We start from the raw sequence: 26,096 nt of genomic DNA, 5'->3' as shown, positions 1-26,096 counted from the left end.
GGCGATGGGTTGTGTTTCGGCTAACCGTGGTTTCCGCACGGTCTGTCAGTGTACCAATAAAGCGCGCCCCATGTCAATACGATTGAGCGGCCACCACCCGGTAGTGGCAGGGCTTGCCCGTAATCATGCACTCGCCCTCTTCCCGCTCCGCGTCGAAGGGGATGCAGCGAATGGTGGACTTCGTGTCCTCCTGCAGGCGGTTCTCCACCTCCGGATTCTCGTGATCGAGGAATACCCGGAAGAAACCGCCCTCCTTGATCCGCGCCTGGTACTCGTCGTAACTGTCCACGGTATGGGTGTTTGCGGCGGTCCGTTCCCGCGCCCGAGTAAACAGGCTCGCCTGGATATCCTCCAGCAGCCCCTCCAGCTTCTCGCGCAGGCCCGCCATCGGCAGCGTCACCTTCTCGCCGGTGTCGCGCCGCGCCGCCACCACGTTGCCGCTGGCCACGTCGCGCGGGCCGATTTCGATGCGGAGCGGTACGCCCTTGAGCTCCCACTCCGCAAACTTGAAGCCCGGCTTGTAGTGATCGCGATCATCGATCCGGTAAAACAGCGGGTCCCAGCCCTCCGTCATGGCCCGCGCCTGCTCCAGCACCAGCGCCTGCTCCTCGTCGGTCCGGTAGATCGGCACAATGACCACCGGCAGCGGAGCCAGCCGCGGCGGAATGACCAGGCCATTGTCGTCGCTGTGCGTCATGATCATCGCCCCGATCAGCCGCGTGCTCACGCCCCAGCTCGTGGCGTACACATACTTCAGTTCCTTGTCCTTGTCCTGGAACTTCACGTCGAAGGCCTTCGCGAAATTCTGTCCCAAGTGGTGCGATGTGCCCGCCTGAAGCGCCTTCCCGTCCTGCATGAGGCCCTCGATGCAGTAGGTGTGCAGCGCCCCGGCGAACTTCTCCTTCTCCGTCTTCTTCCCCACCAGCACCGGCATCGCCAGGTATTCCTCGGCAAACTCCCGGTAGATTTGCACCATCTTGTAGGTCTCTTCCTCGGCCTCCTCGTGGGTGGCGTGCGCCGTGTGCCCTTCCTGCCAGAGGAACTCCGTCGTCCGGAGGAACAGCCGCGTCCGCATTTCCCAGCGGCACACATTGGCCCACTGGTTGATAAGGATGGGAAGATCCCGGTAGGAGTTGATCCACGTCCGGTAGGAGTCCCAGATAATCGTCTCCGAAGTCGGCCGGATGACCAGCGGCTCTTCCAGCTTCTTCCCGCCGCCATGCGTCACCACGGCGCACTCCGGCGCGAAGCCCTCCACGTGCTCCGCCTCCTTCTTCAGGAAGCTCTCCGGGATCAGCATCGGGAAATACGCGTTGACGTGGCCCGTCTCCTTGAACATCCGGTCCAGCCGCTGCTGGATCTTCTCCCAGATCCCGTAGCCCGTCGGCTTGATGACCATGCACCCCTTCACGGGGGAATGATCCGCCATCTCCGCCTTGCGTACAACGTCGATATACCACTGCGCGTAGTCTTCCGCGCGCGGGGTGATGCCCTTGGCCATGGGTGCGTTCCTGTAGCGTTTCTGGTTCGTGTGTGGAAAAGGAGGGGCGGGGCCCATACGCCGCGCGCCAGCCCGCAATCATACCACAAGCCGCCAAAACGCCGCCAGACGGGGATCGGACAGGGCAATTGCATTTAATCTTCCAACTCGAGCCGAGCGCCACATGAACCACCTTCAATGTTAAAAAGGGCGCATATTGGAGCGCTGGCATTTCGCCTGCGGCGAATCCCGGACCTTGCCGGCACAGATGCCGGCGCTCCAAAACGCTCACGATCGTTGATTCAAGGTTCCAAATCGACTCAAGTTTACGCCCATATACCGAAAGCGAGTCTAAATGCGATTGCCCTGGGGGATCGGACCTCATTGCGTCTGGGCGGAATCCCGCACGGCCCCCGGGGCGGCTATTCCGGGGAACCCACCCCGCGGGGAGGAAAGCGCGCGCGACCACGCAACGCTGCAATATACCGCCACGACGTGGCTGTACCGCCGCGAATCTTTGCGGGCGTCTGTTCTATTCGCGGTAATTCTTTAGCCGTCTGAAGTAGGGCGTTCGCCGATACGAGACGCCCCATTTACACGGGATGTATTCGTCATTCGTGTATGATGGCCTGTCGATATACTTAACTCACTCTACACTATGGAAGGAACGACCAGATCCGTCATCCCCGCGAACGCGGGGATCCAGCAACGCGATCGCACAAACCTCCGAACTCCACTGGATTCCCGCTTTCGCGGGAATGACGCTGTAGGACCTCCGCACTAACGTGTAGCTCTTGAGGCGTCCGCACCAGTTAAACCGTCATCCCCACGAAAGTGGGGATCCAGAGACCATGCAACGTTAACCTCGCAAACCCTCTGGATTCCCGCCTTCGCGGGAATGACGAATACATCCAGTGTAGGTAAGGAATCTCGAATCGGCGAACGCCCTACTTCAAACGGCTAAAGTGTTACCACAATTACTATTCGCGTTCATTCGCGTCCATTCGCGGTTCACTACTGTTGGTTGCAGCCACCGTCTTGCTTCTTCCGCGCATCCGCCGTCTACTCCCAGGGACCGCCGAGCAGGAACTCGACTTCCGCCGACGCGGATCGCCACGCGCGCAGCAATTCGACGCCCATCCTGTCTATAGCAAACTCGTCGCCGGTGGCCATCAGCACTTCGGCGAGCACGGTGTCCAGGTCTCCCGAGGCGTAGCGCTCGCGCACGATGGCCGTGGTCCGCGCGGCCGTGGGGTGCAGGCGCTCCCGCACTAGCCGGTACTGCCGCTCCGCGTCGCGCATACGGAAGAGCGCGCCGTGCACTTCGCGCTCCAGCCGCCGCCGTACTGCCGCCTGTTCGAACTCAATGGCGCGCACCTCCTGCTCCGCCTCCGCCACGCCGGCGCGCACCTTCTTGCGCCAGATGGGCAGGCTCAGGCCCAGGGTGATCGACCACTCGTCCTCGGCCTTCATCGATTCGCGATAGCCGAGATCATAGAGATCCATCGCGGTGTCGGCCGGATTAAAGGGCGTCCGGCCCAGCGCGGTCTCCGCCAGGCGGCGGTAGGTCCCGATCCGGCCCGGGGCGAGCGGATCCATGCCCGCGCTGCCCGGGTTCCTGCCGAACTCGTACATGGTCTCCAGCGCGATCTCGGGATATCCCATTTTCCGCGCCACGACTACACCGGCCGCCGCGGCGTCGGCCAGGGCTTCGAGTTCGCGCAGTTCCGGGTGCATCCGCTGGATCAGCGCGGCGATATCCGGCGCTTCCGGCGGCGCGGGCGGCGCCTCGATTTCGGATGGCGGCGCCACCTCGGCCAGCAGATCACGGCCCGCCGCCTCGTTGAGCGCCGCGGCCACCGATGGGCGCCGCTCCCGTAGCGAAAGTAACTGATCGTACTGGCTCTCGCGCTCGTTCTCCAGGCGGAGGACGTCGTCCTGCATCTCCATGCCCAGCGCGTAGCGTTCGCGCGCCAGTTTCTCCAGTTCGCCGCGCAACGCGCTCTCCGCCTCCAGGATGGACTCGGTCGCGTCCAGCGCCGCGAGCTCGTAGTAGGCGAGCTTCGTGTCCAGCACAATCCGGTTGCGCGCAACCAGCATGCGCGCAAAGGCCGCCTCCGCCTCGTGCGCCGCTTCATCCGCCCGGGCGCGCAGCGTGCCAAACCAGGGAAAGGTCTGTCCGAGAACCAGCTGAAAGTCCTTGCCCGGGCTCTTCACAAAGTAGCTGAAGCGGAACATGGGATCGTCCAGGCTGCGCGCCTGCGGGACGCGTTGCAGCGCCGCAAGCCAGCGCGCGTGCAGCGCCTGCAATTCCGGGTTCCGCGCCACCGCCTCCTCGATATAGCCGGCGAGTTCGGTGTTGTCGGCGCGGTGCGCGCGGTCGAGGGGCGGGGCCGCTTCGGGCGCCGCCATTTCCGGGGCCGCCGTCGCGGACAACCCCGCGATGGCCGCCAACATTAAGACGGCGAAGTTCATGGCTCGTCTCCTTTCCCGGCCAGGCGCGCCGCCGCGCGCCGCCCGTGAAACCGCGCTTCCTCGACCCAGCAATACAACACGGGCACGAGGAAGAGGGTGAATAGTTCCAGCGCCATTCCGCCGAAGGAGGGAATGGCCATGGGCACCATGATGTCCGAGCCACGGCCGGTTGACGTCAGCACGGGAAGCAGCGCCAGCACGGTGGTCGCGGTGGTCATCAGGCACGCCCGGATGCGGCGCTCGCCGGCCCGCACAACCGCTTCGCGGATTTCCGCAACGCTTTTCGGGGCGGCCTCCGCCAGGTGCTGCTTGACGTAGGTGGCGATCATGACGCCGTCGTCCGTGGCGATGCCAAACAGCGCCAGGAAGCCGACCCAAACCGCCACGCTGAGGTTGACGGGATTGATCTGAAACAGCGTGCGCATGTGCACCCCGGCCACCTCGAAATCGAGGAACCACGGCTGGCCGTAGAGCCACATCAGGATGAATCCGCCCGCCCAGCAGACCGCGATCCCGCTGAATATGAGTCCCGTCACCACGGTGTCGCGAAACTGGAGATACAGGATCAGAAAGATCACAAACAGGGACAGCGGCAGCACGAAGGACAGCGTCTTCTGGGCGCGGAGCTGGTTTTCGTAGGACCCCGCGAAGGTATAGCTCACGCCCGGCGGCAACCGCCACGCGCCGGACGCCAGGCGCTCGCGCAGCAACGCCTGCGCGTTCTCGACCACATCCACCTCGGCGTATCCCGGCTCCTTGTCGAGCAACACATAGCCCAGCAGGAAGGTATCCTCGCTCTTGATGGTTTCCGGCCCGCGCACGTAGCGGATGCTGGCGACCTGCGACAGCGGAATATGCTCGCCATTTGGCAGCGATACCGGCAGCACGTCGATGGCCTCGATGGAATCGCGCAGTTCGCGCTGGTAGCGCACGCGCACCGGATAGCGCTCGCGGCCTTCCACCGTCGTCGTCAGCCGCTCGCCGCCAATGGCCATCTCGATCATGTCCTGCACGCCGCGCACATCCAACCCGTAGCGCGCGGTGGCCTCGCGGTCCACATCGATTTCCAGGTAGGGCTTGCCCACGATGCGATCCGCGATGACCGTGGCCGGCGCGACGCCCGGAACCTCCTTGAGCAGCGCCTCGATCTCCAGGCCGACCCGCTCGATCGTCTCCAGGTCGGGCCCCTTCACTTTCACGCCCATGGGCGCGCGCATGCCGCTCTGCAACATCACCAGCCGCGCCGCGATCGGCTGGAGCATGGGCGCGCTCGTGGCGCCGGGATACTGCGCGGCGTCCACGATCTCCTTCCAGATGTCGTCGGGCGACTTAATGTGGGCGCGCCACTGCCGGTACGGACGGCCGCGCGGATCCTCGATAAGGGCCCCGTGCTCATCCCGCTCGAAGGCCTCCGTCTCGGCGTCGTAACGGTAGCGTACGCGGGATCCGTTCCTGTCGAGCGCGTACTCCGGCTTGTAGTTAATCACCGTCTCCACCATGCCGATCGGCGCGGGGTCCAGCGCGCTTTCCACGCGCCCGATCTTCCCCACCACGTTCTCCACTTCCGGGATGGCGGCGATCGCCTGGTCCTGGTACGAAATCATGTCCAGCGCCGCCGAAATGCCCGCGTGCGGCATGGTGGTCGGCATGTAGAGGAAGGAACCCTCATCCAGGCTCGGCATGAACTCCTTCCCAAGCCCGGGAAACGCGTGGTAGACCTTCTCGTAGACCGGCCCCTGCTTCCAGGACTCCGGCAGGAAGGCGAGCGTGCGCCCCGCGCCCAGCCACGCGCTGAGCCCAAGCAGAATGATCGTCGCGGGCAGGACGAGATAGGTAATTTTGTGGGCCAGGAAGAAGCGCAGCAGCGGAACATAGATCCGCTGGAAGATCAGCACGGTGACCAGCAGGCCGCCCACGGCGCCAAGCACGAACAGGCCGTTCTCCAGCAGCGTGTGGTCCGCGCCCAACGGCATCCACGCGGCGGTGAGCAACCAGCCGACCGCGAAGGCGGCCAGCAGGTTCACGCACCACGAACCGGCGCGGTACGCCAGCGGCGGCGCGAACTCGCCCGCAAGCAGGAGTAGCCCCAGCGCCACGGCGACCGGCCCCGCCCAGGGCACGCCGGCCATCCAGGTAATCGCGCCGGCGATCACGATCAGCACATCGGCAGCCAAGCGCAGCGACCGGACGCCAATCCGCTTGCCGATGATCACGTAGCCCAGCGTGGGAATGATCGTCAACGCGACCAGTACCGACGCCGCGAGCGCGAAGGTCTTGGTGAACGCCAGCGGCTGAAACAGTTTGCCCTCCGCGCCGATCATCGTGAAGACCGGCAGAAAGCTCACCACCGTGGTGGATACCGCGGTCACCACCGCGCTGCCCACCTCGCTGGTGGCGCGGTAGATGATGTGGAGGCGGTTCTCGCCGGGTTTCGCGCCCTCCAGGTGCTTGAGCATGTTCTCGCAGAGGATGACGCCCATGTCCACCATCGTCCCGATGGCAATCGCGATCCCGGACAGCGCGACAATATTCGCATCCACCCCGAACTGCTTCATCGCCATGAAGGTGAGCAACACGGCCAGGGGCAGGACGGACGCAATGAGCAACGAACTGCGCAAATGCCTGACCATCACGATCACCACGATGATCGTCACCAGGATTTGCAGCACCAGCGCGCTGTTGAGCGTGCCCAGCGTCTCGTAGATCAGGCCCGTGCGATCGTAGAAGGGGACAACCGTCACCTTGCTCAGCGTCAGCCACGCCGGCCAGGCGCCGCGGCCCGTAGCGCGCATCCAATCGAGCCACGCCTCGTCGTTCACCAGCGCGCCGTCGAACCCCGCAAAGCCCTCCGACGCCGCGAAGGCCGCCACCGTCTCCCGCGGCGCCGTCGAGAAATCGATCAGCGGCTTCTCGGGCAGCCCCCCGGCGATTTCGTCGATTTTCGCCTTCACGTTCTTGATGACCTGAAGCGGGTTGGCCCCGTACCGCGCCACCACCACGCCCCCCACGGCCTCCGCGCCATCCTTGTCGAGCGCGCCGCGCCGCATCGCGGGCCCCGTGCTGACATGCGCCACGTCCCGCACCCGCAGCGGCACGTTTCCGGTCTGCCTGACCACCGTCTCCTCGATATCCGACACGGATTCCAGGAAGCCCCGGCCCCGGATCAGGTATTCCACCTGGTTGACTTCGAGCTCGCGCGCGCCCACATCGATATTGGAGCGCTGCACCGCCATGAAGATGTCTTCCAGCATGACCCCGTGCGCGCGCATCGCGTCGGGGTCCACGTCGATCTGGTACTCCTGGACGTAGCCCCCGATGGACGCCGCCTCGCTCACGCCCTCCGCCGCAAGCAGCGCGTAGCGCACGATCCAGTCCTGAACGGACCGCAGCTCCTGCTGGTTCCAGCCGCCCGCCGGGTTTCCCTCGGGATCCCGGCCCTCCAGCGTGTACCAGAAGATCTGGCCCAGCCCGGTGGCGTCCGGACCCAGCGCGGGTTGCACCCCCTCCGGCAGCGTGCCGGACGCCAGGCTGTTCAGCTTCTCCAGTATGCGGCTGCGCGACCAGTAAAACTCGATGCCTTCGTCAAAAATGATGTAGATGCTGGAGAAACCAAACATGGAGAAGCTGCGCACCGTTTTCACGCCCGGCACGCCCAGCAGCGCCACGGTCAGCGGATAGCTGACCTGATCCTCCACGTCCTGCGGGGATCGGCCGGGCCACTCCGTGAATACGATCTGCTGGTTCTCCCCGATATCCGGAATGGCGTCCACCGGAACCGGGTTGCGCGGGAGCCAGTCGAGCGGCCAGTCAAAGGGCACGACGGCCAGCCCCCAGAAAAAGATGAACACCGTGACCACGGCGACCACGAACCGGTTGTTGATGCAGAACCAGGCGACGTGATCCACCAGGTTCCGGCGTTCCGGCTCGGCCTCGCGCGGCGCGGGCGTATCGGGGCGCGTGGGGTCACTCATGGTCGTGCTCCCCGCCAGCCGCCGGATCAACCAGCGTTTCGGTCACATAACCGCAGGTCAACATGTCCGATCCGTAGTAGGGATTGAGAATATCCTTCTCGCGCTGGATCCAGTCCGCGCCCTCGTCCGATTCGGCCATGGGGCAATGCGCGATATACAGCGAATCCGCGGGCGGGAGCCCCACGTCGTGCGCAATCGCGATCATGGCGTTGGAGATTCCGGCAAAGGCTTCCCGGATCGATTCCAGGGTGGCGTCGGACCCGATCGCGCCGATGGCGTCGACGAGCGTTTCCCGGTGGCCCTCCCACGCGTCCGGAAGCCCGTCGCCCGAAGCCGCCCGCGCCGCCTCAAGGAGGGCGTTCGCCCGCGCCGCGCCTTCCGCGCCGTCGTCGGCAGCCAGGGATTGCTGGAGCGACAGGTACGCCTCGAACACGGGGGCCAGCGCCGGCGCTTCGGAGCGCGCCGGGCCGCCCGCGCGTCCATCCGCCAGTCCAAACACCGATTGGATCATTGCCACGCGTTCCGCCAGCAGGTCGAGGGCCTCCGCCCGCGCGTCCGCGTCCGGCAACTCCAGCGCCGCCGTCGCGTCGTTGGCCATTTTCATGGTCATTTCATTCCAGAATCCGTGGGCGTCCGCCGGCATGTCGTCGTGGGATACCCCCGAAAGCGCGTCGAGAAACGCGGCCAGCGCGCCCTCGTGCCCGGGCATCTCGGGGTGCGCGGCGGCGTCCGCGAGCGCGGCATGGGCGAGAACGGCCTTCTCAAGCTGCTGTTTCAACACTTCGGGCGCGGCCACCGTCCGGCCGGCCCACTGCTCCACGAGGATTTCCGGATTCATCATGCTCGGCTTGGCCAGGATCTGCACCGCGCTGTCGATCTGGAAGTTGCCATGCGTCACCACGAGCTCGCCTTCCTTCAGGCCGCTCAACACCGGATAGGCGTCTCCCGCGCGCGAACCGAGCACCACCTCCCGGCTCTCGAAGGCCGGCCGCTCGCCCGCCTCCACCATCACGTACACCAGCGCGCGCTTGCCGGTAATCAGCGGCGCGGTCGCCGGGATCATGAGCATCCCATCGTCCGGCGCATCCTGTTCCCCCGCGGACGACGGGCCGACACCCACCTGCGCCCGCACGAACATCCCCGGACGCAACAACCCATTCGGGTTCGATAGCGATAGCCGCACACGCGCGATCCGGCGTTGCGGATCGATAACCGGGTCAATAAACTCCACCGTCCCGGTGAAGCGCTCGCCGGGAAGCGCCTCCGCCGTGAATTCGACCTCGGATCCGAGGGCCAGCGACGGGAGATCGCTCTCGTAGGCCTCCAGGTTCACCCACACGCGGGACAGGTCCGCCAGCCGGTAGATCGCCTCGCCCATTTCGACGTACATGCCCTCCTGACCCAGACGCTCCACCACGGTGCCGGCCGCGGGCGCGGTGATAACGATCCGGTCGCCCCGGCCCTCCCGGATCAATGGGGCAATCTGCCCGTCCGAGAGCCCCAGCCGGCGCAGCTTCGCCCGAGCCGCGGAGGCGTTGTCCTCCATGGCGCCCCGGAGCGGTCCGCCGGCCTCCGCGCGGGATAGCGCTTCTTCCGCGAGGCGCAGCTCCGCCAGCGCCGAAAGCAGTTCCGGGCTGTACAACGTCACCACCGCCTCGCCCGCGCTCACCACCTCGCCGGTGAAAGCCACGTGCATCTTTTCGATGCGCCCGGGAACCCACGCCGCAATGGTCGCCAGACGTGTTTCGTCGGCCTCAACGCGCCCGAGCAGCACCCGCTGGCCTTCCGGGGTTGCGCGGTACGCCGGCACAGTCGCCACGCGCATGATCGCCGCCGCCGCCGCGCTGAATCGCTGCACGCGCGGCGCGCTGTTCCCGCCGTCATCATCCCCAGCGGGGATTAGATCCATCGCGCAGATGGGGCACTTGCCGGGATTGGGCTGGCGGATCTGCGGGTGCATGGAGCACGTCCAGGTGGTGGGAGCGCTGGCCGCCGGTTCAGCCGCATCCGGACCGGAATACGCCGCATCGGGGGCGTGTTCCGCGCCGCCCGACCCGCCGCGCAGGTAGAATCCCGCGGCGAATGCGCCCAGAATGGACGTCAGAACAAGAAGGTAGGATGTCCGTGTTAAGATGGACTTGAGGAAGTCGCGCATCGCGTTGAGCCTCTCGGTTCCAGGATCTGGGCGCATACAGGGCGCCCCTTCGGAAGGGAAACGGGGAACGCGATCGGATCAGCAGCGATAGACGCAGTTCAGGTGAAGAGTCGTTCGGGATGCGGGGGAGGGGGTGAGGCCCACGGGGAAGGAAGCGCTGTGCACAGGCGCATCGGCGATTGCGGCAATTGCCGGAACCTTTTCGAGGGTCAGCGTGTGGGTAAGGGCATGATTCGGCGGAGAAACCGCGTCATGGCGGGCGGAGAGCGAGCAACAACCGCTTCCGCTGTCGCAATCGTGGCCCTTTTCCGGTGCGCGCGCCGGGGTCTCCTCCGGACACGCGTGGCACGCCGTGGGCTCCGCCTGTTCCGCCTCGGCCCGCATTTCGCAGCACAGGCACGGGCGCACCGCCAGCGCCGTCAGCGACAGCGCCAGGGCAAACCCTATGTGGAAAAAGCGAAGCACCATACACTCCTTGTTACCGCAATGGTAGCACGGCGCCCCGAAATTTGCAAGTAGCGGAAGATTTTAGCCGCCTGAAGCAGAAACGTGTGGAAACAGCACAAACGGACCGTTGATATACGAGGAAGCACGGCAAGGGATCGCGGACATTCTTGTCTGCGGCGGAGGGAGCGCAAGACCAGACGGAAGCAGATCGCCCCGCCAAAACAACCGGGAAAAGAAAGTGGCACAGGCGTCCCGCCTGTGTTCAGCGCCGCAAGGCGCAAATGTAGGATAGCCGTCCCGGCTGTCCCCGGCGGCGAAGCTGCCCGCGCTCCCATTGGTTTGCGCCTCTGTTGTGGCGTTGGGTGATGTGGTTGGAGTTCAGGCTGGCTGCGCGTACGGAGCGCGTATTGGGTCAGGCAAGGATGCCTATTCCACCTGCGGCGGACTTTCAGCCTGCTTTTTGCGGAATGGGTTTACGGATTCTTGTGTGGGGATTGTTCCGCTGAGCGGAACGGTATGCATTCCCACGGTGGACCGTGGGAACGAGTTCCGGGTGGAGAAGGGAGATGAGCGAAGAGTGAAGGGGGGAGGGTGCTTTTGGTCTGGTGGCTCGTCCCGCCGCGGACAGGAATGTCCGCGATCCTGCTGTTCACGCCCGTCTTGAGCGAGATTCGCCCCAAAGGCGGTGGGTGCTTCATTCCGCTAAAGAGTTACCAATTCGCACCGCCACCGCATTGATAGCCGGTCCTCGGAAAGCATACGATGCGCCCGTAGCGCAATTCAGGAAGCTGCGGCCCGCCGGGCCGCCAACCCCAGGAGCAAACTTGCATGAAGCGAATCTTCCTCGCCCTCGCCTTGGTCGGCCTGGCCCCGGCCCTGGCCCAGGAGACCAGCGTCGCCCCGGGCATCAACAAGAACTTTGAGAACCCGGATGTCGAAGAATACATCGTGCGTTTTGAAGGCGAAAGCCGCGAAGTCTACGCGCACCGCCACGAGATCCTCGAAGCCCTGGCGTTGGAACCCGGCATGGACGTGGGCGATATCGGCGCGGGCACAGGCTTCTTCTCCCTGATGATTGCCGATGCCGTCGGCCCCGAGGGGCGCGTGTACGCCGTGGACATCGCGAAGAACTTCGTGGACCATATCAACACGATCAGCCGGGAGAGCGGGCGGACCAATATCGAGGGCGTCGTCTGCGACGAACGCTCGGCGCGCCTCCCCGAGAATTCCATCGACCTCGCCTTTATCTGCGACACCTACCACCATTTCGAGTACCCCGTCGACACGTTGAAATCCCTGCATGACGCGCTGCGGCCGGACGGCCGGGTAATCATCGTGGACTTCGTCCGCATCAAGGGGCTCAGCACCGACTGGACCCTCGATCACGTGCGCAACGGCATGGGCGGCGTCATCGACGAGTTGCAGGAGGCCGGTTTCGATTTCGTGCGAAAGACACCGACCGGCATGAAGGAGCAGTACGTGATCGAGTTCGTCAAGCGCCCCGCCGAGGCCAAGCCGGCGGAAGAATAGCCCATGCCGGCGCCGGCGGACACGGGACTGACCCGCTTCATCACCCTGAAGTCGGCCACGGGGCTGGTCGTCGCCAACATGATTGGCGCGGGCATCTTCACCACAACGGGCTACCAGGCCGCCGACCTCGGCCATCCCGGCCTGATTTACGCGCTCTGGGTCATCGGGGGCGTGCTGGCGTTTTGCGGCGCCCTGTGCTTCGCCGAGCTCGGCGCCATGCTGCCCCGCGCCGGTGCGGAGTACGTCTACATCCGCGAGTCCTACGGGCAGGCCCTCGCTTTCGTGAGCGCCTTCGTCGCGCTGACCGCCGGCTTCTCCGCGCCCATCGCCGCCGCCGCCAAGAGCCTCGTAGCCTATATGGGCTACCTCGTGGCGCCGCTCCGCGACAATCCATCCCTGCTCGGCGTCGAACTGGTCGACCTCTGCGCCATCGCCGTCGTGTGGTTCCTCGTGGCGGTGCACTGCCGGGGCGCCCGGTCGGGCATGCGCTTCAGCGACGCCGTGACCGTGTTCAAGGTCCTCGGCATCGTGGCCATCATCGCCGCCGCCGCGCTCTGGGGAGACGGGCGGGCCGCGAACATCGTCGAGGTGGCCGCCGGTTACCGCGAAAAGTCGCCCGCGGACCTCGCCTCCGCCATGGCGACCTCGCTCATCTTCGTTACCTTCTGCTACCTCGGCTGGAACGGCTCGGCCTACGTCGCCAGCGAGATGAAAGACCCGCAATCGACCCTGCCGAAATCGCTCCTCGCCGGCACCGCCATCGTGACCGCCCTCTACCTGGGCCTGAACGCCGTCTATTTCTATGGCGCCGGGGTGGACGGACTCAGCGGACAACTCAACGTGGGGACGCTCGCGGCGGAGCAGCTCTTCGGCCCCGCCGGGGTGACCGCCGTCACCCTGATACTTGGCGTGTCGATCCTCGCCTCCGCGTCCGCCATGACCGTCGCGGGCTCCCGCGTGCTCTTCGCCTTCGGCCAGGACATGCGCCCCCTGCACGGGCTCGCCCACACCTCGCCCAACGGCTCCCCCTGGACCGCCCTCCTCCTGCAAGGCGCGATCGTCACCATCGTGATCCTCTCCGGCCGCGTCGACCAGATCCTCGTCTACGCCGGCTTTACGCTCACGCTCTTCTCGGCCATCGCGGTCTCCTGCGTGATCGCCCTGCGGATCAAGGCCCCGCACATGCCCAGGCCGTTCCGCGTGTGGGCCTACCCCTACACGCCCCTGCTCTTCATCGCGGTCTCCCTGTGGACCATGATCTGGGCCTTCCGCGGCAGGCCCGTGGAATCCCTGCTCGCCCTGGCCACCGTGCTCGCGGGCGGGCTCCTCTTCCGGGCCGTCAACCGGCGTCAGGGCCACTGACGCCGAGGCGCATGCGACTCGGGTAACGGTTGCCCCGGCTCACCGAGAGCGCGGGGCTATCTCAGCTTACATCCCCTCCCCGTTCCGGAACCGGAAGCAGGCGAGTCCGGCCAGCGCGGCGCCAAGCAGGAACAAATCGCCGAAGACGCGGTGCAGGCCCTCGGCCAACGCGGATTTCGAGAGGCTGCAATTGAACGGCTGCGGCTCGCCTTCGCCTTCGCCTTCGCCCTCGCCTTCGCCCTCACCTTCACCTTCGCCCTCACCTTCGCCCTCACCTTCGCCCTCACCGCCGAGCGGCGTGCCGGGGTTATTGACCGCGAGCACCAGTTCGCCGTCCACCAGTGAGAGGTCGCCGTCAAAATCCGCGCTGCGGGTGGGGAACGTCACTTCGGTGAATTCGCCTGTTGTTTCGCCGTCCACGCGGAGCAGACTGAGCGTGTTGCCCGCCGCGAGGCCGGCTTCGTCCGAGAACTCAACTTCGAGTGTGCCGTTGAGTGTGGCGTTGCCGCTGACGCGAAGGGCGGGTGTCGCACCCGCGCTGACGCGAACACGGCCCCCTTCCTCCACGATGAGGTCGCCCTCGAGATTGGGCGCATCCGCGCCACCGGCCTGCTTCTCCGGCGTGTTCACATCGCCGATAAGCAAGCCTTCCGCCCGCACGGTCGTCGTGGGAGACGTCACCACGGAGTTCTCCAGGATGGCCAGGAGGCCCGGCGCGTTGCCGCCCACGATAATCTCGCCCGCGGTGACCGCCGCGTTGCGGGTCAGGGTCAGGGAGGATTCGGTTGCCGCCAGGCCGATTCCCAGAAGTCCGGTAACGTTAATCTGCGCGGGAGCGTCGGAAGCGTCGCCCGCCAACGTCACGCTGGCCGCGCCGCCGCTCGCGCCGATGAAGAAGCCGGTGGCGCTCTGAACGCTGCCCGCGCCTTCGACGGTCATGATGGCCGAGTCGCCGCCCTGGCCGATGGTAATCCCGATCCGGGTGGAGGCGACGGTGGCGTTGCGCACGGTGAGCGAACCCACGCCGCCGCCGCCCTGGCTTACGGTAATGCTGCCCGCCTCCAATTCGCCGTCCGATTCGACCGTGACGCTGCCCTGGCTGCCGTCCCCAATCACCAGATCGCCGAAATGCGTCTCTTCCTCGTTGGCCATGACCACGAATCGGCCCAGATTGCTGATGAATAGTTGACCCTGCCCACCGTCGCCGATCGTGGCCGTGCCCGCGGCGCCGGCGCCGCCATTCTCGAAGACGCCCTGTGAGACTGCCGCGCCCGTACCCAGGCGCAGGTGACCGGCGATTGCCATGCCCGAAGTCACATCGTTCTGTGCGCCGTCCACGAGGAAGGAAGCCAGCAGGCCACTGGCGCCCACAATGAAGTCGCCCGCGGCGCGCAGGGTCCCGCCTTCGAGAAGCGCGAGCGTTCCCGTGCCGCCGTCGCCCAACACCAGGTCCCCCGTTTCGACTTCGAGGGTGGAGCGCTCGAGTATGGCGGCCGCCCCGCGAACGATGATGCCGCCGGACTCGCCGTCGCCCGTGCCGACCACCAGGGCGTCGGCGGTAACCAGGCCAAGTTCCTCAATGTTCAGCGCGCCCGTGCCTTCCCCGCCAATCGTGGCGAGCCCGGTCACGCGCCACCCCGAATCCGCCCCCGTCACCAGCACGTCCCCCTGGGTATCCGCGTTCGCGCCGATGGTGGCCGTGTTGGACACCATGGCGCCGCCGCCACGGACGGTAACGAAACCGGGAGCGAAGAGGCCGACCGTGAGATCGGCGTGGGTCCATTCGCCGCCGCTGTTGATCAGTACATCCGATCCCGCGCTGCTCGCGACTACACCGCGGCCTACAATGGCGTCGCCGCTGTCCACGCGCCCGGTGTCGGTGATGGTGAGCGTACCATCCATCACATCGCCGACGACCAGGGAATCCGCCACGTTGAGCCGCGCGCCATTGCCCGAGACCGTCAAGCGGCTTGAGGAGCCCGAGCCCACATCCCCGATGATCGCGGTGTCGGGCGCAATCTCCCCGCCGCTCAGGAACAGCACGGCGCCGTTGCCCACGCCCAGGGCGGGCGGCAGGGGGCCCGCACCGCCCCCGCCGCCGGGCCGGCCGGAGAGGGCCAGTCGCGTGCCGGAAAACTCCACGTTGCCGTCGCGCAGGAACAGGGCGTTTGCGGCGCGGGTTTCAAAATTCACGGAGTACTCGCCCGACAGGTTGAAGGTGAGGTTGTTGCAGCCGTCGCCGTCGTCCCGGGGAACCTGCGCCGGATCCCAGTTCGACGCCGTGCCCAGATTCCCGCCCGCCGCGTCGATCCAGCGCAGATCGCATTCCTCTACCACGCAATCCACGCAGTCCTGGTTGTCGCCGGCATAGACGCCGCCCGCATCCCGGCACTCCGCCTCGGTCAGGGTGTCGCAGAAGCCGTCGATGCAGCAACCGCCCGTGGGCGGGACCGGCATAAAGCGAATTTCCATCGTGGCGGTGGCTTCGGCCGCCATGGTCCGTCCCGGGATGCCGATGCCGCCAAACGCACTCGCGCTGACGTTCACGAAGCAAAGCAGTTCGTACTCACCCGGAGGAAGCGTGCCCTGCTGGTCGAAGTTGTTGTTCTGCGGCGGCTGGGTGGCGTCCCCGATGGCGGAACCGCCCAGGCCGCCCGAGGCGCCCACGGGCCGGAAGAAGATGTTCACGGACGCATCCGTCCGGCGAACACTGGGATTCGCGCGGGAATCCGCAGCGGTGGCCGTCGCGTCGCCCGTCACCTCGAATATCATCGTCTCCGTCACGGTAAAGCGCGCGGAGATGGAGGTCGACGCGCGCGGATCGATCGTGGGGGCGTCATCGGACCGGGTCAGGTTGAAATTCGCGGCCGTGTTCACGTCAAAACCGGTGACATTGTCCCGCCCGCCGATGATGGCGAAGGTATTGGTCGCGCGCGCGGTGGCGCTGGCGCCCCCGAAATCGATCGAACATTCGCCCGAACCTTCGTAACCCAGCGCCTCTTCGCCGAAGGGAGGTGCGCTGTCGGTGCAGCCGGGCGTGCCCGCAGACGCCAAGGCGATTGTCCCGGACTCGAATATAACCTCCGCGACGGCGGGCGCGGCCAGCGGACTGGCGAGCGCGGCCAGGATCAGCGCCGTCGCCGCGGCCCGAATCCGCGATACGAGGAAGAAGCGCACAAAACAGAGAGAAATAACTTGAGCAGACATACGAAAAGACGACTCCGGAACCCGTTTCGAACCCGAACCCTGCCTGATCGCCGCCCCCCTTGTATGCCAGCGGATCTCCTCAATCGCCGGCGCGATGGCGCAGAAACGTACCACGAACGGCGCTGGCTGTCAATGGGGATTTTTCCGCTGCGCAACTGTGTTCAGGCCTGCCGCCGGGCCGCGCGCTTGTTTCGGGGCGCGGGATACAGTATCTTTTGGCGGGGGTGGCCCGAGGTCCATTTCGGGCGGGCGATCCCGCCGGGCGGGCGCCATTCACGTTACAGCATGGGGTTGGAGTGAGTATTCGCGGATGAAAAAAACGCTGGGCATCTTTGTTTTGCTGGTCGCCGTGTGCGCCTTTACCGCCATGAACAGCGACAATTTCCTCTCGGCCTACAACGTGCAGAACACCGTGCGCTGGACCGGCCTCTTCGGCGTGATCGGCGTCGGGGCCGCGCTCGTCATCATCACCGGCGGCATCGATCTCTCCATCGGCTCCGTGATCGGCCTTACCGGCGCGCTCCTGGCCATGCTCCTCGGCAAGGGCTACTCCCCCTGGATCGTCGTCCCCGGGCTGCTCGCGGGCTCCGCGCTCATCGGGCTCGCGCACGGCCTCCTGATCACCAGAATGAAGCTCCAGCCCTTCGTGGTGACCCTGTGCAGCCTGCTCTACCTGCGCGGCTTCGCCCGCTACGCCACGGGCGACCAGAGCGTCGGCTTCGGCTCCAATTTCCCGGGGCTCGGCCTGCTGGCCAATGGGTCGGTCCCGATCGGCGGCTTCGCGCTCCCGGTCCCCTTCATCTCGCTGATCGTCGTAGCCCTCATTGCGGGCTTCTTCCTCAATTTCACGATCTACGGACGCTACCTCCTCGCGCTCGGGCGCAACGAGGAAGCCGCCCGCTTCAGCGGCATCAACACCGCGCGCGTCACCATCGGCGCCTACGTCGCCTGCTCGGTCCTCGCCGGATTCAGCGGCATGGTCTTCGCCCTCGACCTCAACACCGTCCAGCCCGCCGGCATGGGCGAATTCTACGAGCTCTTCGCGATTGCCGCCGCCGTCCTGGGCGGGTGCAGCCTTCGCGGCGGCGAGGGCTCGATCCTCGGCGTCGTCATCGGCACCGCCGTCATCCGCGTCCTCTACAACGCCATCAACATCCTCGGGCTCCCCTCCCAGCTCGAATTCGCGATTATAGGCGTCGTCCTGCTTGCCGGCGTCATGGCCGACGAACTCGTCAAGCGCGTCATCGCGAAGCGCCGCGCCATTATCTCCGCCCGCGCCGCCGCCACGTAGCGGCGGACGCCGCCACCTCGCCGGGCGACTCCTCGGGGAGCGCATCGGGCGGAAAAACGCGCCCAAGTCTTCCATATGACCGGGGAAAGAACGTGGCACAGCCGTCCCGGCTGTGGTTCGGTTGCGAAGCAACCGAAGAACGGACATACCCGCCTACTCTTGACCCGGACCGCGCCCATGGCCGATTATGGTGCTTCAACGAGCGAGGAGGACCAATCCCATGCAGCCATCCTACAACCGACGCGCCTTTCTGCGGCGCACCGGAGCCGGCGCCCTGGCGCTCGCGGGCCTGGCGGGCCGGGACGCGCGCGCGCAGGACGCGCAGCGCCCCAATGTGGTCTGGATCTACAGTGACGATCACGCCCAGAACGCCGTCAGCGCCTACGGAGGCCGCCTCGCCGATGTCGCGCCCACGCCGAACATCGACCGCATCGCCAACGGCGGCGTGCGCTTCAACAACAGCTTCGTCACCAACTCGATCTGCGGCCCCTGCCGCGCGGTTATCCTTACCGGCAAACACAGCCACCTGAATGGATTCCGGCAGAATGGCGACAGATTCGACGGATCGCAGCAGACCTTTCCGAAGCTGCTCCAGCAACACGGCTACCAGACCGCCCTTTTCGGCAAGTGGCACCTCGAGTCCGACCCCACGGGCTTCGACGCCTGGGAGGTGCTCCCGGGCCAGGGCCACTACTACAATCCGGATTTCATTACGCCGGACGGAAAAACCCGCGAGCACGGCTACGTGACGGACATCATCACCGACAAGGCCCTGAACTGGCTCGAGAACGGGCGCGACGCGAACCAGCCCTTCATGCTGATGCTCCAGCACAAGGCCCCGCACCGCGAGTGGGAACCCGGCCCGGACCACCTCAACACCTTCGATGACGTGGAAATCCCCGAGCCGGACAATCTCTTCGACGACTACGAGAACCGGGGATCGGCCGCCAAACTCCAGGACATGAGCATCGAGAAAACCATGACGCTCCACTCGGACCTGAAGGTGTGGCCGGAGGACGCGGCGGAAAACCCCGAAACCAAGGGCCGCTGGAACCGCACCCTCGGCCGCATGGACGAAAAGCAGCTTGCCGCCTGGAACGCCGCATACGGACCGAAAAATCAGGCCTTTCTCGACGCCAACCTGACCGGCAAGGACCTCGTCCGCTGGAAATACCAGCGCTACATGAAAGACTACCTGCGCTGCGTGCGCTCCGTGGACGACAATGTCGGCCGGGTGCTGGATTACCTGAGGGAAAAGGGGCTCGACAGGAACACCGTCGTGTTTTATTCCTCCGATCAGAGCTTCTACCTCGGGGAGCACGGCTGGTTCGACAAGCGTTTCATGTACGAGGAATCCCTGCGCACGCCGCTGGTCGCCATGGGCCCGGGCATACCCGCCGGAAGCCAGACCGATCCCATGGTGCAGAACCTGGACATGGCCCAGACCTTCCTGGAGCTGGCCGGCGCCCCGCTTCCGCCCGACATGCAGGGCCGAAGCCTGACGCCGCTGATGCGCGGCGAAACCCCCGAAAACTGGCGCGACGCCATCTACTACCACTACTACGAGGGCGAGGGTAAGGTCCACAACGTGTACCGCCATTATGGCGTACGCACGGATCGTTACAAGCTGATGTACTTCTACACGCTCGGCGAGTGGGAGTTCTACGATCTGAAGCTTGACCCCTCGGAAATGAACAACCAGTACGGCAACCCGGAGTATGCGGAGGTGATCGAGGCGCTCCACACGCGCCTGGACGAACTGCGCGCCCACTACGGCGACTCCGAGGAACTGCCCGGCCCCGCCGCGGGCGCCGCGCCGCCCCAATAGCCGCGCGCAACGACCAGGTCACCTCCGGGTCCCGCGTGGCCCGCACGAACCGGGAGATACGGCATGCCAAATAATGAACCCTTTCTCGTCCTCGGTCTGGGCGAAATTCTCTGGGACGTCCTGCCCGAGGGAAAACAACTCGGCGGCGCGCCGGCGAACTTCGCCTACCACGCCGCCGCCCTGGGCGCGCGCGGCGTAACCGTAAGCGCGGTCGGCGACGACCCCGAAGGCCGCGAGATCCTCGCCACGCTGGATGCCCGGGGATTGGACACAAGCTACATCCACGTGGACCGCGCACACCCAACGGGTACCGTCACGGTTACGGTGGACGGGTCAGGCGTGCCGGCCTACACCATTCACGAGGGCGTCGCCTGGGACTACATTCCCTTCACCGACGCCGCCCTGGCGCTGGCGCGCCGGGCCAACGCGATCTGCTTTGGATCGCTCGCGTCCCGCAACCCGCACAGCCGCGAGACCATCCGCCGGCTGCTGGACGCCGCGGTCCCCGGCTGTATCCGCGTGTTCGATGTGAACCTGCGGCAGCACTACTACAGCGAAGAAGTCATCCTCGCCTTGCTCGACCGCGCGGAGGTCCTCAAGCTCAACGAGGACGAATTGCCGGCCATCTCGGATCTCCTGCGCATTCCCGGTTCAACCCGGGAACGGCTCAACGCGATGATGGATCGTTTCGCCCTCGATCTCATCGTCCTCACGCGGGGCGGCCAGGGGAGCATTCTGGCGGCGCCCGGCGAATTCGAAGAACACCCGGGGACGCCGGTGGAGAAGCTGGCCGACACCGTGGGCGCGGGCGATTCCTTCACGGCCATGGCCGTCATGGGCCTGCTCCGTGGCTGGCCCCTCGGCGTCATCAGCGAGCGCGCGAATCGCCTGGCGGCACACGTCTGCGCGCATCCGGGCGCCATGGCCCCGCACCCGGCCGGGATCGGCGTCAGGTAGGCGCGCGGCCCGCCGGCGGCGCGTCCGGGATTTCCAGGATGAATTGGACCCAGCCCGGCGGCGCGTCCGCCAGCCACAGGTCGCCCCCGTGCGCCCGGGCTATTTCCCGCGCCAGGCTCAGGCCCAGCCCCACGCCGTCCACCGCGCGCGAGTGCGCCGGATCCGCGCGAAAAAACCGGTTGAACAGCCGCTTCCGGTCGGCCTCCGCGATGCCCGGGCTGGTATTCGCCACCGACACCCGCACCCGACCGGCCTCGCGCCGCAGCGCCAGCCGAATCCGCCCGCACGGTGTGTTGTACTTGATCGCGTTGCTGGTGAGATTCTGCACCGCCTGCTGCAGCAGCGATGCATCCGCCTGCACCGTTATGTCCGGGGCCAGGTCCTCTTCCACCGCCAGATCGGGCGCCAGCACCTCGATGTCCTCCCGGATCGACGCCAGGAACGCGTCCAGCGCGACCGGCGTCCGGTTCAGCGGAATCGCGCCCGCGTCCGCCTGCGAAAGCAGGAGCAGTTTCCGGATGATGACGGAAAGGCGCTGCACTTCCTCCAGCAACTCCCCCAGGCGCTGCTGCAACGGCGATCCCGGCGGCGCCTCCTGCAAGACCTGGTTCAACTGCCCCTGAAGAATCGTCAGCGGCGTCTTCAGTTCGTGCGCCGCATCCGCGCTGAACCGGTTCGCCTGCCGGAAGCTCCGCTCCAAACGCTCCAGCATCTGGTTGAACACCTGCACCAGCCGCTCGAATTCCGTCGCGGACCCCGAGGCCGGAATGCGCCGGTCCAGCGCCTGCGCCGTAATCGATTCCGCCGCCGCCGCCAGCCGTTGCACCGGGCGCACCGCGCGCCCCGCCAGGTACCACCCGCCCGCGCCGATCGCCAGCAGCGTAAGCCCGAGCACCGCCAGAAAGGCGTTGCGCAGCGCCACCGCCTCCGCGCGGTACGGCGTCAGATCCGCGGCAAGCAACAGCACCTCGCCAGGCGTCGCCATCACCGCAATCCGCCAGGCCCCGCCCCCGACCGGGCGGGTCAGCATCGCCACTTCTATCGGGCGGATGTTCGGATCGCGCATCCGCCGAAAGTTGCGCCGTTCCTCCCCGTTCCCGCGCGGCTCGCCGCCGGGCGCCCCGCCGATCTCCGGGCGGCGATCGGGCGGCGGGCGATCCTCCGGACGCGGCCGGTCCTCGAAGCGCGGACGCCCGTCCTGCGGACCGCGCGGATCCGGCCCCTCGCCCCAGTCCGGCGGCGGCGGGGGCAGGGGAAGCGCGGCCACATCGACCAGGTCGCCCGGCGCCATTCCCTCGGGCCACGCATGGCTGCGGTACCGAACCCGCCCGTCCCGGTTGAGCGCGGCAAACGCGAAGACCCGCGACGTGTCCAGGCCCGCCCAGTAATCGAGCACTTCCTCAAACGCCGGCCAGTCCCCCGGGCGCCGCGGCAGCGCGAGCTGGCCCCGCGCCAGGCCGCGCAACTCCGCGTCCAGCCGCTGCGGCCCGAAATGCCGGTGCAGCAGCTGCCAGGCCGCAAAGCCGAAGCCCAGCACGATCGCGCCCGAGAGCAGGGTGGAAAGCAACAGCAGGCGCATGCGAAACGTGCGCGGGAGGGGCGGTCGCATCGTCAGCCGCCCTTCCGCACCCGGTAGCCCACGCCGCGAATCGTCTCGATCAGGGGGTTGTCCTTGTCCGGGGAGACCTTCTTGCGCAACCGCTGGATGTGCACGTCCACCAGGTTCGTGCTCGGGTCGAAATCGTAGCCCCAGACATGCTCCAGCAGCTGCGTCCGCGTGTAGACGCGCCCGGGGTTTCGCATCATGTACTCCAGCAGGCCGAACTCCCGCGCCGTGAGCTTCACCGGCTCGCCCCCGACCGTGACCTCCCGCGTCAGCACGTTCACGGCAACCTCCCCCGCCCGCAGCAGGCTCATCGGTTCGTCCGACGCGCGCCGGATCACCGCGTGCAGCCGCGCCACCAGCTCCTCCACGTAAAACGGCTTCGTGAGATAGTCGTCCGCCCCCGCGTTCAAGCCCTCCACCCGCTCATCCAGCGCCGACCGCGCCGTCAGCAGGATAACGGGCGCCGCGTGCCCCTTCTTCCGGAACTGGCGCAAGACGCTCAGCCCGTCGCGGCCCGGCAGCATGATATCCAGCACGATCGCGTCGTAGGGCCGCGAAAGCATCCGCTCCAGCGCCTCGTCCCCATCCGCGACATGGTCCACCTGAAAGCCCTGCTCCGCCAGGCCCTTCTTCACAAACCCGGCAATCCGCTTTTCGTCTTCCACCAGCAGCACGTTCATGCGCGGAAGTATACCACGCGCGAACCGCAAGTCGGGGAGCGCGGCGCGAAGGCGATGCGGAACAGGGCCGACGGTATTGTGAAAGATGGGCGCCGCCTGATAACGCATCGAATCTACGAAGGTGAGCGTGTTGGAGCACCGGCATTTCGCCTTTGGCGAATCCCTGACCCTGCCGGCAGAGATGCCGGCGCTCCAACACGCGCCCTTTTCTGAGTTCACGGTGGATCCTATGGCGTATGGCCCGTTCACGAGATCGATTAGCAGCCCCAAAACGCGCACCACAGGCCCGCGCGCTGTGCCACGCGATGGCGCCAAAGGCGGATTCGTGTGCCTGGAGCAGGCGCCGCCCGCCTCCAGGGAAGGTACTCCGCACGCGCGGTTCAATCCCTCGCCATCGCGGAACCGACGCTCAATATGCCGCGTCGCGCACCCGATCAAACGTTATGTGTTCCGGGGCTCCCTCCAGCCGGGGCGCCAGTTCGGCGGCGACCCGATTTACCCGCCTGGCCGAGCCATCCTTCACAAAAAACGCCGCCATCAGGGGCAGTTCGCGGGGATCGGGCTGCGCCGCCGACACGGATACCAGCAGAACCGCGACACCACCGTTCAGTGCACCGGCCGAGAACTGCGCTATGCCGGACTCCACATGGAGCGATCCGAAGTCCAGTTCAACCCTTACCACCTCCACGGCCCGTTTTTCGGCCCGCGAAAGACGCCGGGGTTCCCGCGTTGGAAGCGCAATGCCCATCTCGTGAAACGCGGCAGGCGTCTTCTGATATGCAACAACAAGCTTTGGCTGGTTCGGCACGTCAGATTCTTGCAGTGGATCCGCGCAGAGTGCGCCGGTGTCGCCAACACTGCACAGCGCGAATTCGCCCTCGCCGCGTGTGTATTGCAGCGGCGCGCCGTTCATGGGATCCAGCGGCAATTTCGGAAGGTAGGCGGGAACCAAATCCGCCAGGGACGCGGGCGCCTCACCCTCCGCAAGCCGGAATCGTTCTATGGCAATGCCCGCCCGCAGAAGGAGCAACTCCGCACGGTATACCGCGTCAATGACGTGTACGGAGGGCATCGCCGAGAAGGGATTGGCGTCAATACCCGCTTCCACGTTGAAATGCCAGATTTGCGCAAGCGCGTCGGGGTTCTCCGCGCGGGCCACGGCCGCGTTCAGCCGCTCCAGTTGGGCGCCCGTAAGGTTGACGCGATTCAGGATTTCTTCCGCGGCGTTTACGATTAGGGATTGGCAGGCGTAGCGGGTCAGGTGCATCAACCCAAATGGCGCGCGGGCGTGGTGTCCCAGAAAATTGAATCCAGCGCAGAGCAGGTCCACGGCGCCGTCCGTGTCGCCCCACGCAGCAAGCATCCCCGCTTCGCTGGAGAACATTCGCGCCATATTTCGCATTTCCCCGAGATAGTCGAGTTCAGGTAGAAACTGCTTCCTGACGTCGTCCCGAAGATCCCGCGCCGAAACCGGATACTGATAACACGGTCGCCTGGTCGCGGCGACAACCGCGCTCAGCTGCGCCGAGTACGGAGTCTGCCGCAGCGCCTTCTCATACAGCGGGTATGCGTCCGTATCCGCGTCTGGACACGCGCCCCATTTGGCAAGTTCCGCCACCGATCGCGGCGCGCCATCCGCGCGGAGCGCCTCCAGGCGCGCCTCGAAATCGGCAACCACCCATTCGACGATCGCTGGCGGATAATCGGCGAGCGTTCGAGGTTTGTATGCCGTCTCAGCGTGTAGAATGGCCGGGACCGCAATCGCGATGAAGGCTGTCGTAGATTGAATCAACACCGTAAGGGGGTTTCGTCCGTTCATGCTCGCTCTCCTCTTGCCGGTACACCTGCCAACGCCCATTATTCGCGTGTTGCCGGGTAAATTCCAGGCTGTATGCCAAGAACATGGCCTTTTTCCGGCCACGCCTCGACATTGAACCCGCGCCATCCTCACCACCCCACATCGAATACCCGGCGCGCCCGAATTGTATCCCGGGGGCGGAATGATCGAAACTAGACGCCCGGCAGTTTTACGGAAGAAAGGCCGATTTACATGAAAGTCATCGTCGATCTCTGCATTATCCCCATGAACGCCGAGGTGTCCCTGTCGCCCTACATCGCGGCGTGCCAGCAGATCCTGCGGGACGCCGGCCTGGCGGTCCACCTGCACGCCTTCGGCACCAACATCGAGGGCGAGTGGGACGACGTGATGGCGGCGATCAAGGCCTGCCACGAGAAGATCCACGCCATGGGCGCGCCGCGCATCAGCACCACGATCAAGCTGGGCACCCGCGTGGACAAGCCCCAGTCCATGCGCGACAAGGTGACCCATGTGAAGGCCCTGATGGGCGATGTGACCACAACCTGACACCCAGCAACCGGCGGCCCGCGCCCGGAGGTTCCACCATGGCCCACGATCTCGATCACGTACCCCCGCTTCCCAAATCCCGTTCCGGCGTCAACGGCTGCCTGATCGGCTGCCTGGTCGTCGCACTCGTCTGCGTCGTGGGCGCGGCGCTCGTCGGCTACGGCCTCTACCGGGGGGCCACCGGCATGCTCGAAGCCACCACGGAAACGGCGCCGCGGGAGCTCCCGCCGCTCGCGCTGAACGAGGCGGAGCAGGCCGAATCGTCGCAAAAAGTTGCGGCGTTGAAGACGGCGCTGGAGCAGGGCGGCGAACAGCGGGAATTCTCCCTCACCGGCGACGATCTGAATGTGCTCCTGCGTTCGGATGAGAATATTCGGGCGCTGGGCGAATCCGTCTACATTACCATCGCAAACGGGGAGGTCCGGGGCGAAGTCAGCCTGGAACTGAGCCGCATCATGCCGCTTTCCTTCTTCGAGGGGCGCTACCTGAACGGCTCGGGCACCTTCAACGTATCGGCGAATTCCGGGCGAGTCTTCGTGTTTCTGGAAGACTTCCGCTTCAAGGACCAGGACGCGCCGGCGGATTTCATCGCCCAATTGCGCACCCAGAATCTCGCGCAGGATCTGGCCAACGACCCCAAGATGCAGGAATTCTTCAGCAAGATCGACGAGATCAGGGTCGTTGACGACCGCGTGATCGTCACCCTGAAATAGCGCCGCCCGCACCGCCGCGCGAAGGCCCA

General features: G+C 66.0%; 16 protein-coding genes. 7 read left to right on the top strand and 9 right to left on the bottom strand.

The window, feature by feature from the left end:
* Nucleotides 1-73 precede the first annotated feature (73 nt).
* The 5 genes from proS to KF886_00240 form a co-directional block, all read right to left on the bottom strand.
* Nucleotides 74-1,501, bottom strand: coding sequence for a proline--tRNA ligase (gene proS / locus KF886_00260; GenBank protein ID MBX3175768.1), 1,428 nt, complete (start codon nucleotides 1,499-1,501; stop codon nucleotides 74-76).
* Nucleotides 1,502-2,542: 1,041 nt separating this feature from the next.
* Entirely contained in the window at nucleotides 2,543-3,955 is a 1,413-nt protein-coding gene (locus tag KF886_00255; protein ID MBX3175767.1) for a TolC family protein, read from the bottom strand.
* Nucleotides 3,952-7,926 (bottom strand): efflux RND transporter permease subunit, encoded by a 3,975-nt coding sequence (locus KF886_00250; protein ID MBX3175766.1) that lies wholly within the window; start codon nucleotides 7,924-7,926, stop codon nucleotides 3,952-3,954. The genes KF886_00255 and KF886_00250 overlap by 4 nt, the downstream gene beginning before the upstream one ends.
* Nucleotides 7,919-10,117: an efflux RND transporter periplasmic adaptor subunit gene (locus KF886_00245; protein MBX3175765.1), complete on the bottom strand. Its 2,199-nt coding sequence runs from the start codon at nucleotides 10,115-10,117 to the stop codon at nucleotides 7,919-7,921. Before KF886_00245 ends, KF886_00250 begins: the two co-directional genes overlap by 8 nt.
* A gap of 42 nt (nucleotides 10,118-10,159) precedes the next feature.
* On the bottom strand, nucleotides 10,160-10,549 hold the full coding sequence (locus tag KF886_00240) for a hypothetical protein (GenBank protein ID MBX3175764.1): 390 nt from the start codon (nucleotides 10,547-10,549) through the stop codon (nucleotides 10,160-10,162).
* Between the two features lie 807 nt (nucleotides 10,550-11,356).
* Here KF886_00240 and KF886_00235 point away from each other — a divergent pair.
* Together KF886_00235 and KF886_00230 are read left to right on the top strand one after the other, a co-directional pair.
* Entirely contained in the window at nucleotides 11,357-12,058 is a 702-nt protein-coding gene (locus KF886_00235; GenBank protein ID MBX3175763.1) for a methyltransferase domain-containing protein, read from the top strand.
* A 3-nt stretch (nucleotides 12,059-12,061) separates the two neighbouring features.
* On the top strand, nucleotides 12,062-13,420 hold the full coding sequence (locus tag KF886_00230) for an amino acid permease (protein ID MBX3175762.1): 1,359 nt from the start codon (nucleotides 12,062-12,064) through the stop codon (nucleotides 13,418-13,420).
* A 66-nt stretch (nucleotides 13,421-13,486) separates the two neighbouring features.
* Here the strand turns inward: KF886_00230 and KF886_00225 are convergent, their stop codons facing one another.
* Entirely contained in the window at nucleotides 13,487-16,627 is a 3,141-nt protein-coding gene (locus KF886_00225; protein MBX3175761.1) for a hypothetical protein, read from the bottom strand.
* A 310-nt stretch (nucleotides 16,628-16,937) separates the two neighbouring features.
* On the opposite strand from KF886_00225, the gene KF886_00220 reads away from it, so the two are divergent.
* From KF886_00220 to KF886_00210, 3 genes are all read left to right on the top strand, one after another.
* The gene (locus KF886_00220; protein MBX3175760.1) at nucleotides 16,938-17,918 is read left to right on the top strand and encodes an ABC transporter permease; all 981 of its coding nucleotides are present in this window, start codon (nucleotides 16,938-16,940) and stop codon (nucleotides 17,916-17,918) included.
* 220 nt (nucleotides 17,919-18,138) lie between these two features.
* On the top strand, nucleotides 18,139-19,746 hold the full coding sequence (locus KF886_00215; protein ID MBX3175759.1) for a sulfatase: 1,608 nt from the start codon (nucleotides 18,139-18,141) through the stop codon (nucleotides 19,744-19,746).
* Nucleotides 19,747-19,809: 63 nt separating this feature from the next.
* Complete coding sequence (locus KF886_00210; GenBank protein ID MBX3175758.1) at nucleotides 19,810-20,703, top strand: carbohydrate kinase; 894 nt, start codon at nucleotides 19,810-19,812, stop codon at nucleotides 20,701-20,703.
* Here KF886_00210 and KF886_00205 read toward each other — a convergent pair.
* The 3 genes from KF886_00205 to KF886_00195 form a co-directional block, all read right to left on the bottom strand.
* The gene (locus tag KF886_00205; GenBank protein ID MBX3175757.1) at nucleotides 20,696-22,312 is read right to left on the bottom strand and encodes a HAMP domain-containing protein; all 1,617 of its coding nucleotides are present in this window, start codon (nucleotides 22,310-22,312) and stop codon (nucleotides 20,696-20,698) included. The genes KF886_00210 and KF886_00205 overlap by 8 nt on opposite strands.
* A 2-nt stretch (nucleotides 22,313-22,314) precedes the next feature.
* On the bottom strand, nucleotides 22,315-22,989 hold the full coding sequence (locus KF886_00200; protein MBX3175756.1) for a response regulator transcription factor: 675 nt from the start codon (nucleotides 22,987-22,989) through the stop codon (nucleotides 22,315-22,317).
* A 409-nt stretch (nucleotides 22,990-23,398) separates the two neighbouring features.
* Nucleotides 23,399-24,808: a hypothetical protein gene (locus tag KF886_00195; GenBank protein ID MBX3175755.1), complete on the bottom strand. Its 1,410-nt coding sequence runs from the start codon at nucleotides 24,806-24,808 to the stop codon at nucleotides 23,399-23,401.
* A gap of 231 nt (nucleotides 24,809-25,039) precedes the next feature.
* Between KF886_00195 and KF886_00190 the strand changes: the two genes are divergently transcribed.
* Nucleotides 25,040-25,354: an MTH1187 family thiamine-binding protein gene (locus KF886_00190; protein MBX3175754.1), complete on the top strand. Its 315-nt coding sequence runs from the start codon at nucleotides 25,040-25,042 to the stop codon at nucleotides 25,352-25,354.
* A gap of 38 nt (nucleotides 25,355-25,392) precedes the next feature.
* Nucleotides 25,393-26,067 carry a hypothetical protein gene (locus KF886_00185; GenBank protein ID MBX3175753.1) on the top strand — a complete coding sequence of 225 codons (675 nt, stop codon included), beginning with the start codon at nucleotides 25,393-25,395 and terminating at the stop codon, nucleotides 26,065-26,067.
* The last annotated feature ends 29 nt before the right edge of the window (nucleotides 26,068-26,096 follow it).

Source organism: Candidatus Hydrogenedentota bacterium (assembly GCA_019637335.1).
In the GTDB taxonomy this organism is placed as follows: domain Bacteria; phylum Hydrogenedentota; class Hydrogenedentia; order Hydrogenedentales; family JAEUWI01; genus JAEUWI01.
The sequence above is the reverse complement of the archived record's forward strand: the minus strand, read 5'-3'. Positions and strand labels throughout refer to the sequence as shown.

Excerpts from the sequence above, each read along its gene's own strand:
- KF886_00220 (MBX3175760.1), top strand. The coding sequence starts at position 16,938 with ATGAAAAAAACGCTGGGCATCTTTGTTTTGCTGGTCGCCGTGTGCGCC.
- KF886_00205 (MBX3175757.1), bottom strand. The coding sequence starts at position 22,312 with ATGCGACCGCCCCTCCCGCGCACGTTTCGCATGCGCCTGCTGTTGCTT.
- KF886_00210 (MBX3175758.1), top strand. The coding sequence starts at position 19,810 with ATGCCAAATAATGAACCCTTTCTCGTCCTCGGTCTGGGCGAAATTCTC.
- KF886_00255 (MBX3175767.1), bottom strand. The coding sequence starts at position 3,955 with ATGAACTTCGCCGTCTTAATGTTGGCGGCCATCGCGGGGTTGTCCGCG.
- KF886_00250 (MBX3175766.1), bottom strand. The coding sequence starts at position 7,926 with ATGAGTGACCCCACGCGCCCCGATACGCCCGCGCCGCGCGAGGCCGAG.
- KF886_00200 (MBX3175756.1), bottom strand. The coding sequence starts at position 22,989 with ATGAACGTGCTGCTGGTGGAAGACGAAAAGCGGATTGCCGGGTTTGTG.
- KF886_00230 (MBX3175762.1), top strand. The coding sequence starts at position 12,062 with ATGCCGGCGCCGGCGGACACGGGACTGACCCGCTTCATCACCCTGAAG.
- KF886_00225 (MBX3175761.1), bottom strand. The coding sequence starts at position 16,627 with ATGTCTGCTCAAGTTATTTCTCTCTGTTTTGTGCGCTTCTTCCTCGTA.
- KF886_00240 (MBX3175764.1), bottom strand. The coding sequence starts at position 10,549 with ATGGTGCTTCGCTTTTTCCACATAGGGTTTGCCCTGGCGCTGTCGCTG.
- proS (MBX3175768.1), bottom strand. The coding sequence starts at position 1,501 with ATGGCCAAGGGCATCACCCCGCGCGCGGAAGACTACGCGCAGTGGTAT.
- KF886_00185 (MBX3175753.1), top strand. The coding sequence starts at position 25,393 with ATGGCCCACGATCTCGATCACGTACCCCCGCTTCCCAAATCCCGTTCC.
- KF886_00195 (MBX3175755.1), bottom strand. The coding sequence starts at position 24,808 with ATGAACGGACGAAACCCCCTTACGGTGTTGATTCAATCTACGACAGCC.
- KF886_00190 (MBX3175754.1), top strand. The coding sequence starts at position 25,040 with ATGAAAGTCATCGTCGATCTCTGCATTATCCCCATGAACGCCGAGGTG.
- KF886_00235 (MBX3175763.1), top strand. The coding sequence starts at position 11,357 with ATGAAGCGAATCTTCCTCGCCCTCGCCTTGGTCGGCCTGGCCCCGGCC.
- KF886_00245 (MBX3175765.1), bottom strand. The coding sequence starts at position 10,117 with ATGCGCCCAGATCCTGGAACCGAGAGGCTCAACGCGATGCGCGACTTC.
- KF886_00215 (MBX3175759.1), top strand. The coding sequence starts at position 18,139 with ATGCAGCCATCCTACAACCGACGCGCCTTTCTGCGGCGCACCGGAGCC.